The organism is Burkholderia puraquae, from assembly GCF_002099195.1.
GTDB classification, from domain to species: domain Bacteria; phylum Pseudomonadota; class Gammaproteobacteria; order Burkholderiales; family Burkholderiaceae; genus Burkholderia; species Burkholderia puraquae.
This window is the reverse complement of sequence record NZ_NBYX01000001.1, coordinates 368,178-381,357: the sequence shown is the minus strand read 5'-3', so window position 1 is coordinate 381,357 and position 13,180 is coordinate 368,178. Positions and strand designations below refer to the sequence as shown.

General features: G+C 69.4%; 14 protein-coding genes and 1 pseudogene. 5 read left to right on the top strand and 10 right to left on the bottom strand.

Going from position 1 to position 13,180, the window contains the following annotated elements:
- The first annotated feature begins 65 nt into the window (after positions 1–65).
- The gene (locus B7G54_RS01695) at positions 66–1,454 is read left to right on the top strand and encodes a DHA2 family efflux MFS transporter permease subunit (protein WP_085037467.1); all 1,389 of its coding nucleotides are present in this window, start codon (positions 66–68) and stop codon (positions 1,452–1,454) included.
- A gap of 9 nt (positions 1,455–1,463) precedes the next feature.
- Here B7G54_RS01695 and B7G54_RS01690 read toward each other — a convergent pair whose 3' ends face one another.
- On the bottom strand, positions 1,464–1,844 hold the full coding sequence (locus B7G54_RS01690) for a DUF4377 domain-containing protein (RefSeq protein WP_085037466.1): 381 nt from the start codon (positions 1,842–1,844) through the stop codon (positions 1,464–1,466).
- A 163-nt stretch (positions 1,845–2,007) separates the two neighbouring features.
- Here B7G54_RS01690 and B7G54_RS40175 point away from each other — a divergent pair.
- Both B7G54_RS40175 and B7G54_RS01680 read left to right on the top strand, forming a co-directional pair.
- Positions 2,008–2,158: pseudogene (locus tag B7G54_RS40175) on the top strand (helix-turn-helix transcriptional regulator); the annotation flags it as partial.
- Between the two features lie 139 nt (positions 2,159–2,297).
- Entirely contained in the window at positions 2,298–3,491 is a 1,194-nt protein-coding gene (locus tag B7G54_RS01680; RefSeq protein WP_085037464.1) for a tyrosine-type recombinase/integrase, read from the top strand.
- A gap of 46 nt (positions 3,492–3,537) precedes the next feature.
- Here B7G54_RS01680 and B7G54_RS01675 read toward each other — a convergent pair whose 3' ends face one another.
- The 4 genes from B7G54_RS01675 to B7G54_RS01660 all read right to left on the bottom strand — a co-directional run bounded on the left by B7G54_RS01675 (position 3,538) and on the right by B7G54_RS01660 (position 6,964).
- Positions 3,538–3,936, bottom strand: coding sequence for a lysozyme inhibitor LprI family protein (locus tag B7G54_RS01675; protein WP_085037463.1), 399 nt, complete (start codon positions 3,934–3,936; stop codon positions 3,538–3,540).
- Positions 3,937–4,129: 193 nt separating this feature from the next.
- The gene (locus B7G54_RS01670; protein ID WP_085037931.1) at positions 4,130–4,348 is read right to left on the bottom strand and encodes a YXWGXW repeat-containing protein; all 219 of its coding nucleotides are present in this window, start codon (positions 4,346–4,348) and stop codon (positions 4,130–4,132) included.
- Positions 4,349–4,409: 61 nt separating this feature from the next.
- Positions 4,410–5,567: a DUF1501 domain-containing protein gene (locus B7G54_RS01665; protein WP_085037462.1), complete on the bottom strand. Its 1,158-nt coding sequence runs from the start codon at positions 5,565–5,567 to the stop codon at positions 4,410–4,412.
- A gap of 2 nt (positions 5,568–5,569) precedes the next feature.
- The gene (locus B7G54_RS01660; protein WP_085037461.1) at positions 5,570–6,964 is read right to left on the bottom strand and encodes a DUF1800 domain-containing protein; all 1,395 of its coding nucleotides are present in this window, start codon (positions 6,962–6,964) and stop codon (positions 5,570–5,572) included.
- A gap of 581 nt (positions 6,965–7,545) precedes the next feature.
- Here B7G54_RS01660 and B7G54_RS01655 point away from each other — a divergent pair.
- Positions 7,546–8,403 (top strand): alpha/beta hydrolase, encoded by an 858-nt coding sequence (locus tag B7G54_RS01655; RefSeq protein ID WP_244289237.1) that lies wholly within the window; start codon positions 7,546–7,548, stop codon positions 8,401–8,403.
- A gap of 146 nt (positions 8,404–8,549) precedes the next feature.
- Here B7G54_RS01655 and B7G54_RS01650 read toward each other — a convergent pair whose 3' ends face one another.
- The 4 genes from B7G54_RS01650 to B7G54_RS01635 form a co-directional block, all read right to left on the bottom strand.
- Entirely contained in the window at positions 8,550–9,053 is a 504-nt protein-coding gene (locus B7G54_RS01650; protein WP_085037459.1) for a periplasmic heavy metal sensor, read from the bottom strand.
- Positions 9,050–9,466 (bottom strand): hypothetical protein, encoded by a 417-nt coding sequence (locus tag B7G54_RS01645; protein ID WP_085037458.1) that lies wholly within the window; start codon positions 9,464–9,466, stop codon positions 9,050–9,052. The genes B7G54_RS01650 and B7G54_RS01645 overlap by 4 nt, the downstream gene beginning before the upstream one ends.
- Positions 9,463–10,227, bottom strand: a complete 765-nt coding sequence (locus B7G54_RS01640) for an RNA polymerase sigma factor (RefSeq protein WP_085037457.1) — start codon at positions 10,225–10,227, stop codon at positions 9,463–9,465. The genes B7G54_RS01645 and B7G54_RS01640 overlap by 4 nt, the downstream gene beginning before the upstream one ends.
- Before the next feature lie 262 nt (positions 10,228–10,489).
- Positions 10,490–10,789 (bottom strand): YXWGXW repeat-containing protein, encoded by a 300-nt coding sequence (locus B7G54_RS01635; protein ID WP_085037456.1) that lies wholly within the window; start codon positions 10,787–10,789, stop codon positions 10,490–10,492.
- 323 nt (positions 10,790–11,112) lie between these two features.
- On the opposite strand from B7G54_RS01635, the gene B7G54_RS01625 reads away from it, so the two are divergent.
- On the top strand, positions 11,113–12,798 hold the full coding sequence (locus tag B7G54_RS01625; RefSeq protein WP_085037454.1) for a purple acid phosphatase family protein: 1,686 nt from the start codon (positions 11,113–11,115) through the stop codon (positions 12,796–12,798).
- 66 nt (positions 12,799–12,864) lie between these two features.
- On the opposite strand, the gene B7G54_RS01620 is transcribed toward B7G54_RS01625, so the two are convergent.
- A complete protein-coding gene (locus tag B7G54_RS01620) occupies positions 12,865–13,053 on the bottom strand; it encodes a hypothetical protein (protein ID WP_133059133.1) in 189 nt (62 codons plus the stop codon).
- Positions 13,054–13,180: the final 127 nt, after the last annotated feature.

The following is a 13,180-nucleotide window of genomic DNA, read 5'->3' as shown; positions in this document are numbered from 1 at the left end:
CGGCAGGCGCCGCGCGACCGCGCAACGGCGCCGCCCGCGCCGGCCTTTGCACCACCGATTTCGCCATGTCCCGGGAACCCACACACTCCGCACTGCTCTGGATCGTCGCCGCTGCGTTCTTCATGCAGTCGCTCGACACGACGATCGTCAACACCGCCCTGCCTTCGATCGCGCAAAGCCTGCACGCGTCGCCGCTCGCAATGCAGCCCGTCGTGGTCGTCTACACGCTGACGATGGCGATGCTCACGCCGGCGTCCGGCTGGCTGGCCGACCGGTTCGGCACGCGCCGCGTGTTCTCGCTCGCGATTCTCGTGTTCGTGCTTGCCTCGATCGGCTGCGCGGCGTCGCATACGCTCGGCCAGCTCGTCGCCGCGCGCGCGCTGCAGGGTATCGGCGGCTCGATGCTGCTGCCGATCGGGCGGCTCGCCGTGCTGCGCCGCGTGCCGGGCGAACAGTACGTCGCGGCGATCGCGTTCGTGTCGATCGCCGGCCAGCTCGGCCCGATCGTCGGGCCGACGCTCGGCGGCTGGCTCACGCAGGCGATTTCGTGGCACTGGGTGTTCATCGTCAACGTGCCGGTCGGCGTGGTCGGCTTCCTCGCCGTGCAGCGCTACCTGCCGCACGACCAGGCGCAACAGCCGCCGCCGTTCGACTTCGTCGGCTGTACGCTGCTGTCGGTCGCGATGATCGCGCTGTCGCTCGCGATCGACCCGCCGATGCCCGCGCATCGCACCGCGTGGGCGGCCGGGCTCGCCGTACTCGGCCTGGCAAGCGCGCTGGCGTACCTGCCGCACGCGCGGCGGCGCGCACAGCCGCTGTTCCGGCTCGGGCTGTTCCGCGAGCCGAACTTCGGTTCGGGGCTGCTCGGCAACCTGCTGTGCCGGATCGGCACGAGCTCGGTGCCGTTCATGCTGCCGCTGCTGATGCAGGTGCAGCTCGGCTACACGCCGCTGCAGTCGGGGCTGATGATGCTGCCGGCGGCGATCGCAGGCGTCATCGCGAAACGCTGGATCGCGCCGCTCGTGAAGCGCTTCGGCTACGCGGCGTTCCTGGTCGTGAACACGGGGATCGTCGGGTGCGCGATCGCGGGGTTCGCGCTGGTGTCGGCGCGGCCCGCGCCGGTGCTGGAAGGCGTGCTGCTGATCGTGTTCGGCGCCGCGAACTCGATGCAGTTCGCGGCGATGAACGGCGTGACGCTCAAGGGGCTGTCGCATGCCGATGCCGGCAGCGGCAACAGCCTGTTCACAATGATGCAGATGCTGGCGATGGGGCTCGGCGTGTCGATCGGCGGCGGCCTCGTCAACCTGTTTGCCGCCTATCGGGGCTCGATGGCGCACGGGTTCATGCTGTCTTTCGCGTGCATGGGTGCGGTGACGCTGCTGTCGTCCGTCGTGTTCCGGCGGATCGATACGGCCGCGCCGCCGGCCGGTGCGGCCGCGCGCCCGTCCGCGTGAGCGCGGCCGTCAGTTCGCCTGCCGCCGCTCCACAACGCGCTTGAGCACCCAGCGGATCGAGGATCCGTCGGCCGGCGGCTGCGCGACGCGGTATTCGTCGATTTCGAGCGTGTACAGGTAACCGGGCTGGTACGCGAAGCCTTCGATGCCCGCGTACCACAGGCTCCACGGCTCGTTCGGGCCGTTGCGCACCTGCAGGCATTCCATCGGCGCGACGCCCGTGCAGCGCGCGGATTGCGGTGCGACATAGACGGTCCTGGTCACCGGCTTGGCATCGGCCGGACGCACTGCGTTCGGCGCCGTGGCGACTGCGTCGGTCTGGCATCCGGCGAGGAGCGTGCTGCCGGCAATGACGGCCGCGCCGAGCAGCGTTCTGGATTGGCGAATCATCGGGTGTTCCTCAGGAAGCGTTGGAGGGCCGATTAGAAACCCGCACGGCAGGAAAGTTCACAAATAGCTTACAGAATGCGATCCGCCACGTTCATTCGTGGGACGTCGCGCGCGAGCCGGTACGTTACCGTGATCCGGTTCGGCCGCGCGCATCGCGTTCGTCAACGGTCAGATGCTCGAGGAAGCGGCCGACGAGCTCGCCATCAGCAAGAACCCCGCGCTCGCACCTGCGCGCGATTTTTTCGAAGACGGGTGTCACGGGGCGGGCGACGCTCGTCCGGATGGTGCTGAACAGCGTGCTGTCGCCGGGGTGAGGTCCGCATTGCCGTCGTCACGACGGCGAATTCACCGCATCGTGATCGTGTACCATCGGCGCTTCCCGATCTGCCTGGTCGCGCTCCGTTCGTCCGCCCGGCTCCACGCGTACGATCCGCGCAGCGCACCCCGCTTCACATGACCTCATCCGTTCCGTCCGACACCGCGCTGCGCCCGCTGCCGATCGATGCGCTGACCGTGCCGGCCGCGCTCGACGGACGCACGGGCACCAACCGTTCGAACAGCGTGCATCCGCAGATTGCCGCGACCAACGACCTCGACGCGGTGCGCGCATGGCTCGCACGCTTCGTCGATACGCCGACCACGTTCCAGAACTATCGCAAGGAAGCCGAACGCCTGCTGCTGTGGGCCGTGATCGCGTGCGGCAAGCCGCTGTCGTCGCTCACGCACGAGGATCTGGTCGTCTACCGGCAGTTCCTGCTCGCGCCCGCGCCGGCCGAGCTGTGGTGCGCGAACGGCGGGCGCAAGCATCCGCGTGACGATCCGCGCTGGCGGCCGTTCTACGGGCCGCTGTCGGCGGCCAGCCAGCGGCAGGCATTGGTGATCCTGAACGTGATGTTTTCGTGGCTCGTGCAGGCCGGCTACCTGGCCGGCAATCCGCTCGCGTTGTCGCGACAGCGGCAGCGCCGGCCCGCGCCGCGCGTCACGCGCCATCTCGGGCAACCGCTGTGGCAGTCGGTCAAGGATGCGATCGCCGCGATGCCGCGCGACGATGCGCGTACGCGCTTCCATGCGGATCGCGCGCGCTGGCTGTTCACGCTGCTGTATCTCGGCGGGCTGCGTATCACCGAAGCGGCCGACACGACGATGGGCCAGTTCTTCTGCCGGCGCGACGCGGACGGGCGCGACCGCTGGTGGCTCGACGTGACGGGCAAAGGCGGCCGGCAGCGGCTCGTGCCGGCCACCGACGAAATGATGGCCGAGCTGTCGCGCTACCGGCGTGCGCATGGCCTGCCTGCATTGCCGTCCGACGGCGAACCCACGCCGCTCGTGCTGCCGGTCGGCCAGGCGCGCAAGCCGCTCACGCGCGCGGCGCTGCACCGGATCGTGAAGCAGGTGTTCCGGCACGCAGCCGACCGGCTGCGCGCGAACGGCGAAGCCGGCGAACAGCAGGCGCGTGTGCTCGAACAGGCGTCCGCGCACTGGCTGCGCCACAGCGCGGGCTCGCACATGGCCGACGGCCGCGTCGACCTGCGGCTCGTGCGCGACAACCTCGGCCACGTGTCGCTCACGACGACGAGCCAGTACCTGCACGCGGACGACGACTGGCGGCATCGCGAGACGGAGGAAAAGCACCGGATCGGGTGGTAGGCGCGCACCGGCCTGACAGATACCGGCTCGCGCAACGCGCCCGCGCTCAGCGAGCGAGCTCGAGCCCGCCCAGGCCGCCATTGCTGCGGCATTTCGCGCGGTCGCTTTGCACGGGCACGTCGATCTGGCTGCACAACACGTCGATGCGCTTGCGATAACTGTCGATCAGGCACTGCGTCGTGGTGCAGCGGTTGCGCGTCTTCAGCCACGCCTTCTGGGTCGCCATGAACTGGTGATATTCGGGCGGATCCTCGACCGGATAGTTGCTGAAATCGTCGAGCATGTGCTGGTAATCCGCGTTGAGCGCATCGTCGAGACGCGACAACGTCGGATTGGCGCAGATTTCGTGCTCCACGAACGTGGACGCCTTCGCGCAATTGAACGACGCAGCGTGTGCGCCAGTGATGCCGGCCGCGACGGCCAGCGCAACGAGCCATGCTTTCATGGGGGGTGCCGTAACGAAGAAAACGGCGGCCGCGGATCGGCTCGCCGTAATGGTCGAACGGGAACGCCCGTTGCCGGACGCCCGTCGCCGGGACCCCGCAGCTTAGGTCAACGCGCATCGCAATTCAATACGCTGCTCCGCGTCCCGGCACCCGCGCCGCACGGCACGGCACGGCACGGCACATCAAGCCCGATCAGTACACGGCCACCCAGTGCCCGGGCACCCACGCCCAGTGATTGCCGGCCCACCGGTAATGCCCCTTCGCCCAGCGATAGCCTGGCGCCGGCATCGGAGGCGGCGTCTCGACGACCGGCGCCGGCTGCGGCGGCCGCACGGGTTCGACCACGCACGCGGACATCAGCGTCGCACTGGCCGCGACCAGCACGGCGAGCGAAACGGAGCGGATCTTCATCATGTTGCATCCTCCCTTTTGTGTAATGGATGGGTCCCTGCCGATGCGGCAACGCTTCACGTCATGCGGCGCCGCGAATCAAACCGCTCATCGGCCGCGTCGCCCCGCTTTCCGCGAACAGCGCGGACGCGGTGCGGTGCGGATCGAGCCGCAGGCTCTCGGCGGCAGCGCCCGCGATCAGCGCGTCGAGCGACGCGGTCGGTTTCAGGTCGCGCCCTTCGTACAGGTCGCCCGGCCGCAACCCGGGCCAGTCGGCAATCACGCGGCCGCCGGCGACCGCGCCGCCCGCGAGCATCGCGACCGACGCCTGCCCGTGATCGGTGCCGCCCGTGCCGTTCGCGGCGGCCGTGCGGCCGAACTCGGTCGCGACCAGGACCGTGGTCTGCTGCCATGCGGGCCCGAGGCCGTCGCGCAACGCGGCGAGCATCGTGTCGAGCGCCTTCAGCTGATTCGTGAGCCGTGCATTCTGCGCACTGTGCGTGTCCCAGCCGCCCGTCTCGATCATCGCGATGCGCGGGCCGTCGGCGCGCGCGAGAAACGTCGCAGCGAGCTTGCCGACGCCCGCCGGATCCTGCCGCGCATGCGCATCGCCGGCGAGGCCGCGCGCGTCCATCGCCGATTGCCATAGCGGGCCGAGCTGCGCGTCGGCCTCGTAGAGCGCCGACACACGCGCGAGCAGGTCGTCGGGCGCGGCCGGCAAACCGGACGGCGCGTACGACGCGGCCTGCACGGTGCCGCGCAACGCGAGCGGCACGGTCGGCGCGAACGCGATCGCGCTTTCGCGCGTGGCCGGCAGCAGCGCGGCGAGCCGGTTCAGCCAGCCGTCCTTCACCTGGTACGGCGTGCGGCCGCCCGTCTCGAGCACGTTCTGGCCGTCGAAATGCGAGCGGTCGCGATACGGCGACGCGATCGCGTGGACGAACAGCGCCTGCCCGTCGCGGTACAACTGCGCGGTCTGCACGAGCGACGGATGCAGCGCGAACGTGCCGTCGAGCCGCGTGGCAGCCGCCGTGTCGATCGCGAGCGAACCGCGCAGCGACGCATACGCGGGCTCGGCATACGGGACGACGATGTTCAGGCCGTCGGCCGCGCCGCGCTGGATCACGAACACGAAGCGCCGATCGGTCTCGACGTTCGCGAACACGATCCGCGGCGCGACGAGGATCGCGCCTGCGCCGGCGGCGGCCACGCTCAGGAATTGTCGGCGGGACAGGGCCATGGTCATCTCCGTTGGAAATCGGGCGATATGAGCAGCAGCGCGAGCGACGTGGTCGCGCTTTCGGCGCGCGACAGCGCGGTCGCCGTCGGTGCGCTCAACGAGCCGGCGAGCAGCGTGTTGCCGAGCGTGCGCGGGTCGAGCCGGTCGCCCGTGCGCGCGGCCAGCCGCTGCGCAAGCTCGACGCGGCGCACGAGCGCGTCGGGCGCGGCCCAGCTCGCGGCAACGTCGTCGTAACCGGCCGGCGAGCCGGGCCGCCACACCGGCTGGCCGAGCTGCGCAAGCAGCGGCGCGGCCTTCAGGTCCCCCGTGTCGTGCCAGCCGAGTCCGCGCAGCGACGACACGGCCCACTCCCACGGCGTCTTGAACTTGCGGTTGACCGGCGACCACGCATCGGGCGCATCGACGAGCGCGCGATAGACGGTCGGCAAATCGCCGCCGCTTGCGTCGAACGCGCGGGCCAGCCGGTCGGTCAGCGCGGGCGGCGGATTGTCGGCGACGAAATGACGGGCAAGCTGGAACGCGATATGCCGGCCGGTCGCATCCGAACGCGCGAGGTCGTGCAGGATCGCGCGCGCCTGCGCTTCGCCGGGCTGATCGTAGCTGCGCCCCATCACGGTTCGCACGCCGGGCTCGTGCAGTTTCGGGCGGAACACGAACGCGCCGGGCGCCGCATCGCCGGGCTGCGGGCCGCGCCCGCCGGCGATGCTCCAGCCGGTCAGCGCGCGCGCGAATTCCGTCACGTCGGCCTGCGTGTAACCCGTGCGTACGCCGAGCGTGTGCAGTTCCATGATTTCGCGCGCGAGATTCTCGTTGAGCCCGCGCCTGGCCGACGGATTGCGTGCTTCGGCACGCAGCGCGGCCGGGCTGTCGGGGCCGACCGAGCGCGCCTGGTCGAGGAAGAACTGCATCGCGGGATGCTGCTCGACGGCAACCAGCATGTCCTCGAAACGGCCGAGCACGTGCGGACGGATCGCGTCGCGTTCGAACGCGCCTGCGTAAGCGGCCACCGGCCCCTTGTCGACCGACACGGCGAAATGGTTCGCCCAGAAATGCACGAGACGCTCGACGAACGGCGCGGGCGTGTTCAGCGCACTGTTCAGCCGCGCGACGACGGCACTGCGATACGTGTCGTTGCCGTCACGCCGGATCGACTGCCCGGTCGCGCGCTTCGTTGCCGGATCGTTGCCGGTCATCGCGTTGCGTATGTCCGCGAAGCGCGTTGCGAGCGCCACCGCGTCGGGCTCGCCGGCCCACGCGGCCGGCCGCGCGTCGTAACGGTCGAATTGCGCGACGAGCGCCGCCTTCGGGTCGGCAGGCGGCGCTTCGTCGGCCCGCGCGCCGAGGCCGAAGCGGTTCAGTGCGATGGCGGCCGGTGTGATGTCGTTCGGGTGGTCCATGACGGGGCTCTCGCGATGCGTACCCGTGTTTAACGTCGGTCGGCGGAAAATCCGTCGCCGGGAAGGCAAATATTTCGGGGGTTTCGCGCGGCCTTGAATGCCTGCGTGTTGTCGTTTGAACGTCCATCGCGAATTCGACCGGCGAATGCAGCGAATCGGAGGATCGCTCCGCCGCCGTATCGCGGCCTCGTGCGTTGCCGGAGGCCGGGCATGCGTCGAAATCCAGATGAAAGGCTTTCGCCAACCTGACCGGCCCGGATCGAGCACGATCGCCGACGGAAACCCGGAATCGGTGAATCCCTGCTTGCTGCAACGACGCCGCCACGACCTTGCCCTTCCCGGAAAGCGATCTAGACTCGTGTAACGACGTTCGCCTGAAGGGCGACGCGCTCAACCTCATGCGGGACCACGGCGAAATCGTTCAGTTCGTCGAATCGCATTGAGCGCTGCGCCGGCAGGAAGACGACCGTTCGGGCGGCCATCGCTCGTCACGCATCGCGTCGACGTGGCGCCACTACCATGACCAGGAGAAGCTGCCGCATTCCGGCCTGCCACCGTGGAATGCGCCGGCCACCGCTACGATGACCCATCCTCCCGTCAGCTTGCGCGCGCGATTTCGATTCTTCCGTTCGATGCGCCCGCCTTCGCGCTGGACAACCGCGTGGCTGCTTGCCGTCGCGTTGACGCTGCACGGCTATCCCGCTCACGCGCAGCGTCAGCCCAGGATCGTCGACATTCCGACCCGTCCCGGGGTCACTCAGCGGTTTCTCTTCATCGCGCCGGATGCGCCGAAGGTCGCGGCCATTCTTTATGCCGGCGGACACGGCGGGCTGCAACTGGCCCCGTCCGGACAATTCGGATGGGGCGCCGGCAACTTTCTCGTCCGCACCCGACAGCAGTTCGTGAATGACGGCATCGCCGTCGCGGTCGTCGACGCACCGAGCGACCGGCAATCCGCGCCCTATCTCAACGGCTTTCGGCTCTCGAAGGAACATGCCGACGATGCACGTGCCGTGATCGCGTGGTTGAGGGAGCAACTGCACGTACCGGTCTGGCTGGTCGGGACGAGCCGCGGCACCCAGTCCGCCGCTGCAATCGCCATTGCGCTGGCCGGTGGCGGCGGGCCCGACGGTATCGTGCTGACATCCACCATCCTCCGCGAAGATCGAGGGGGGACCGCGGTCACGGACATGAACCTTGCCAGCCTCAGGATTCCGGTACTCGTCGTTCATCACGAGAAAGACGGCTGCAGGCATTGTCCGGTATCCGAAACGGATACGCTGATGAAGAAGCTCGACCAGTCGCCGAAGGCCGACCTGATGATCGTGTCGGGTGGCACGTCGCGAGGCGATCCATGCGAAGCGTTTGCCTATCACGGCTTCAATGGCCTGGAGAACGGCGTGGTCGACGCGATCTCCGCGTGGATGCTTGCACGTTGAACCTGCCCGCCGCGTAACGCAGTCGCGGTTGCCCCTTGCGATCCCTCGCTGAAGCCTGCCTGCAAGCGTAATCGATCAGCCTTCAGCGTATGCGTTGCGCATCGCTGAAAAGCCACGCTGCCGCGCGTCGCCCACGCGGCGTTTGCCTACTGACGCCCGGTGTCGCCCTGCTTCTTCTGCCACTTCGGCGGCAGCCGCCAGTTACCGCTGCGCCGCAACCCGTCGACGAACTTCGCACGTTCGTCCGGCGTCAGCGTCGCCGCGAAATCGACGACGCTGCGCTCGACCTGCGCACGCAGCGCGGTATCGGCCGCGCGCGTGCGGTCAAGCGCGGCGTCGATCGCCGCACGATCGAATTGCGGCGCGGCGAGCAGATCCAGCACGGTGATCCGGTCGTCGCGCGCTTCCCGCACGAAATCGCGGCCGTCCTTGCGCGCCGCCTTCAGTGCCGCGACGAATTCCTGCTGTCGCGCGTCCGGCAATTCGTCCGCGGCGAAACGCAACGCGGTGTGCGACGCAGGTCCGCCCGCGGCCCGCAGGTCACGATGCGTCGAGAACCATTGATACGCGCCGCCGCCGATCGCGCCGAGCATGAATACGTTCAGCACGACCGAACCGACGAGGATGAATTTCCAGCCACGCTCACTCATTCATCACTCCAGTCCACGCTCGGTCCGCCGAACGTCGTTGTCAGATAGCCCGGCTCGTGCGAAGGCGGCACGCTGCCGAGCATCAGCATCGACACGGCCACCGCGCCCGCGAGCGCGCCGGCCAGGCCCACGCCCGCGAATGCCGCGCCCGACCACCACACGGCGCCCCGCCGCCGCGCACGCCGCGGTGCGGGCGCCGTCGCGACGATGCGCTCGACGAGCGCCGGTGCGGGCGGTGCGACCGTATCGTTGGCGAGCCACGCATCGAGTTCGGCGGCATCGTCCAGCGCTGCCAATGCATCGCCCGGATGCGCACGCGCCCATGCCTCGGCGGCCGCGCGCTCGCCGTCCGGCCAGCGCCGCGCATCCGAGCCGTACGCGGCGACGATGGTACGAAATCGTTCGGGTGTCATCGGATGTCCTCGCTAGGTGAGTCGCCAGCCAGTTGCGCGCGCAAGTTTCGCCGCGCACGCGCGAGCAGGCTTTCCAGCGCGTCGACGGTAATGCCCATCAGGTTGGCCGCTTCCACGTTCGACATTTCCTGATAGTACTGGAGCACGAGCGCTTCGCGCTGCCGCGCCGGCAACGCCGCGAGCGCCTGCCGCACGCGCGCGTCGCGCGAGCGGGCCTCCGCACGGGTGGCCGGCTCCGGTTGCGGATCGGGCACGTCGGGCAACACGTCGACCGGTTCCTCGCGGCGGCCGCGCAAGCGGTCGTAGCACAGGTTCAGCACGACGCGATGCAGCCACGTGTCGAACCGTGCCTCGCCTTCACGCCAGCCCGGCGCCTGTTTCCAGATCCGCAAGAACGTCTCCTGTGCGACGTCCTCGGCTTCCGTGCGGTCGCCGAGCATGCGTGTCGCGAGTGCGAGCAGCCGCGGCAGCTTGCGCGCGACGAGCATGCGCACGGCCGACGCGTCGCGCGCGCCGACCCGTGCGACCAGTGCCGCGTCCGGATCGCCTTCGCTCAACGCGGGGCGCTCCAGCGCATCGCGCGTCTGTGCCGCGGCGCGATCGTTGATGCGCCCGCCGGCAGACTGAAGCTCATCGTCGTGCTCTCCTTGCATGCGCCGCGCCATTACCCGGCCCCGCCGCACCGGCGGTTCGGGATTGCCGCACGCATCGCGCACGGCCTCGGCAAGGTCCGTTTCATCGGCATCCGTTTCAGGCCGCATGGCGATCGTGTCGATCGTTTCGGTAGGGTGCCGGCTGCCCGCTCGCGTTCGCGTTCGCGTGACCGGCAGCCGGCGCGCTCAATATACGACGACCGGCGCGGGCCGGTAATACACCGGACGCGCCGGCACCACGACACAGCCGGCCAGCACGATGGCTGCGGCCGCCAGTATCACCACGGTTCGAAAAGGCATGGCTGCGACTCATGACGTTGCGGAAAGGCGCCGCCGCGCCGGCACCGCGTGCCGTGCGGCGGCGTGCGCATCAGGCCCAGTGGCCCGGAACCCAGCGCCAGGCCGGGCCGCGCGCGGCCCAGTGGCCGGGCACCCAGTGATAACCGACGCGAACCACTTGCCAGTGGCCCGGAATCCAGACGTAGCGGCCCTGCCGCCAGTGCCAGTGGCCCTGGTCCCACACGTAGCCCGCGCGCGGCGCCGGCATCACTTCGACGCGAGGCGCCGGCGGCGCGTAAGGCGCGACGATGACGGCCTGCGCAAAGGCGGCGGACGCAGCCAGCGCGGCCACGCATGCCGCGGCAAACCGCAATGGAGTGGAAAGCTTCATGAAAGACTCCGAAGTAGCAAGTATCGACCGGAGGCGGCCGTTCATGCGTTAAACGGCGCGGGAGAACCGAATCCGTCGCGATGCCGGCAAATAAATTTCAGCCGCCTCGGATGCGCGTCCGCGCAGTCCGGGTGCCGCGATGCGCAAGCCCGGGCATATGCCAACGCTCGCGCGGGGTCGCCGTGCTGTCACAACCCGGCAAAACTGCCCTCCGACAATGCTTGCCACCGGGATCCCGCTCGTTTCCGGCCCACGCCCCGGCCGCGCACACGCACGGCCGGGCGGTTCCGCATTTCGCGTCTCCACCCACGAAAACACCGACCATGTCGAACCAGGACAACTCCCCGATCCAGCCGAACGAGCCGGCCGCGTCCGTCTCGCGTCGCGGCTTCCTGAAACTCGCCGGCGTATCCGGCCTCGCCACCGCCGCCGGCGGCCTCGCGGCAGCCAGGGCCGCCGCGCCGAACCCGGACGGCACGCCCGAACAGGTCCACCTGACGTGGGGCAACGACCCGGCGTCGGAAGTCGTGATCTCGTGGGCTTCGCTCGCGTCGGCCGTCAATCCGCGCGCGCGCATCGTCGCCGACGGCGAGCCGCCGCGCACCGTGCACGGCGTCCAGCGCCTGTACACCGACGGCCTGAACGGCGAGACCGTGTTCGCGTACCACGCGCGCGTGCACGGGCTGAAGCCGAACACGCGCTACCGCTACGAGATCACGGCCGACAACGACAGCAATGCCGCGCAGCCGTTCGCCGCGAATTTCTCGACCGCGCCGCGGGGCCGCGCGCCGTTCCGCTTCACGAGCTATGGCGATCTCGCGACGCCGAACGGCGCGTGGGTGCTGTCGTCGCCGCAGAGCCGCTTCGCGGTGCAGGCCGTCGAGCAGTTCCAGCCGCTGTTCCACCTGCTGAACGGCGACCTCTGCTACGCGAACCTGAACCCCGCGCACCAGCCCGAGGTGTGGCGCGATTTCGGCAACAACAACCAGACGTCAGCCGCCAATCGTCCGTGGATGCCGTGCCCCGGCAATCACGAGATCGAGTTCAACAACGGCCCGCAGGGGCTCGACTCGTATCTCGCGCGCTATACGCTGCCGGAGAACGGCACGCGCTTCCCGGGCCGCTGGTACAGCTTCCGCGTGAGCTCGGTGCTGTTCATCTCGCTCGACGCCGACGATGTCGTGTACCAGGACGCCGCCGCGTTCGTCGGCGGCCCCGCGCCGCTCGTGCCGGCCGCGAGCACGGGCCGCCCGCCGATCGAGCCCGGCACGTCGTTCTACGTGCGCGGCTACAGCAACGGCGAGCAGACGCGCTGGCTCGAACACACGCTGCGTCATGCCGCGCATGACGACGACATCGACTGGATCGTCGTGCAGATGCACCAGGACGCGCTCAGTTCGTCAAAGACGGGCAACGGTTCCGACAAGGGCATCCGCGAAGCGTGGCTGCCGCTGTTCGACCGTTACGGCGTCGACCTCGTGCTGTGCGGCCACGATCACGACTACGAGCGCAGCTACCCGGTGCGCGGCTGCAATCACCGCGCGGGTGTCGATGCGACCACCGGCGAAGTCGTGGAGACGCTGCAGCCGCGCCCGGTCGGCTCGAACGACCCGGACCGCACGAAGTTCGACACGAGCCACGGCACGATCCACCTGATCCTCGGCGGCGGCGGCACCAGCGCGCCGCTCGACGTGTACGGCGAGAACCCGGCGACCGGCTTTGCGCGGGCGAAGGTGTTCACGAAGCCGAACCGGCCGGTACCGGGCACGGCGCCCAATACGTTCGTGCGCCAGCCGGCCGATGCGCTCGAGGATGCGATCTGGTCCGCGCGCCGCGATACGGGCACCGGCTACGGGATCGCGGTGTTCGACCACGACCCGGGCGAGGCGGGCGGGCACACGACGATCACGATGCGCTATTACCACGCGCCGGGCGCCGACCAGCACCCGACCGCCGACTACGCGCTGTTCGAGACGATCGAGCTGAGCAAGAAGCGGAACGACCGGTGATCGGGCAGGCGCCCGTTGCGACGGGCGCCTGATGCTGCACGCGCACGACTCGTTGCATACGCAACGTTACGGGGCAATCAGGATGCCGCGGTTCGCGAAATAGCGGTCGAACGTCGCGCGCGGCATCGCCACGCTCTGCTGGGTGCGCACGTCGAGCCGCGTACAGCGCGCGACTCCTTGTGCATTGACGTAGGGCGCGTCGGCGCGCGCGACGCCGGCAAGCACGGTGAAGGCAGCGGCCGACAATACGCGCATCGAGCGATTCAACGTCGGCCCTCTCATAGCTCTTCCGGAATTCGATGCATGCGACGACGGCTGCGTGACCATACCGCGACGGCACGCAGGCGCCTGCCCCCTCATCGCGTGGCATTGCGCCATGACA

Bases quoted from the DNA above. Each gene is read 5' to 3' on its own strand.
- B7G54_RS01620 (WP_133059133.1), bottom strand. From the start codon at position 13,053: ATGCGCGTATTGTCGGCCGCTGCCTTCACCGTGCTTGCCGGCGTCGCG.
- B7G54_RS01660 (WP_085037461.1), bottom strand. From the start codon at position 6,964: ATGGACCACCCGAACGACATCACACCGGCCGCCATCGCACTGAACCGC.
- B7G54_RS01690 (WP_085037466.1), bottom strand. From the start codon at position 1,844: ATGATTCGCCAATCCAGAACGCTGCTCGGCGCGGCCGTCATTGCCGGC.
- B7G54_RS01635 (WP_085037456.1), bottom strand. From the start codon at position 10,789: ATGAAGCTTTCCACTCCATTGCGGTTTGCCGCGGCATGCGTGGCCGCG.
- B7G54_RS01645 (WP_085037458.1), bottom strand. From the start codon at position 9,466: ATGACACCCGAACGATTTCGTACCATCGTCGCCGCGTACGGCTCGGAT.
- B7G54_RS01680 (WP_085037464.1), top strand. From the start codon at position 2,298: ATGACCTCATCCGTTCCGTCCGACACCGCGCTGCGCCCGCTGCCGATC.
- B7G54_RS01665 (WP_085037462.1), bottom strand. From the start codon at position 5,567: ATGGCCCTGTCCCGCCGACAATTCCTGAGCGTGGCCGCCGCCGGCGCA.
- B7G54_RS01650 (WP_085037459.1), bottom strand. From the start codon at position 9,053: ATGAGTGAGCGTGGCTGGAAATTCATCCTCGTCGGTTCGGTCGTGCTG.
- B7G54_RS01655 (WP_244289237.1), top strand. From the start codon at position 7,546: ATGACCCATCCTCCCGTCAGCTTGCGCGCGCGATTTCGATTCTTCCGT.
- B7G54_RS01625 (WP_085037454.1), top strand. From the start codon at position 11,113: ATGTCGAACCAGGACAACTCCCCGATCCAGCCGAACGAGCCGGCCGCG.
- B7G54_RS01695 (WP_085037467.1), top strand. From the start codon at position 66: ATGTCCCGGGAACCCACACACTCCGCACTGCTCTGGATCGTCGCCGCT.
- B7G54_RS01670 (WP_085037931.1), bottom strand. From the start codon at position 4,348: ATGAAGATCCGCTCCGTTTCGCTCGCCGTGCTGGTCGCGGCCAGTGCG.
- B7G54_RS01675 (WP_085037463.1), bottom strand. From the start codon at position 3,936: ATGAAAGCATGGCTCGTTGCGCTGGCCGTCGCGGCCGGCATCACTGGC.
- B7G54_RS01640 (WP_085037457.1), bottom strand. From the start codon at position 10,227: ATGCGGCCTGAAACGGATGCCGATGAAACGGACCTTGCCGAGGCCGTG.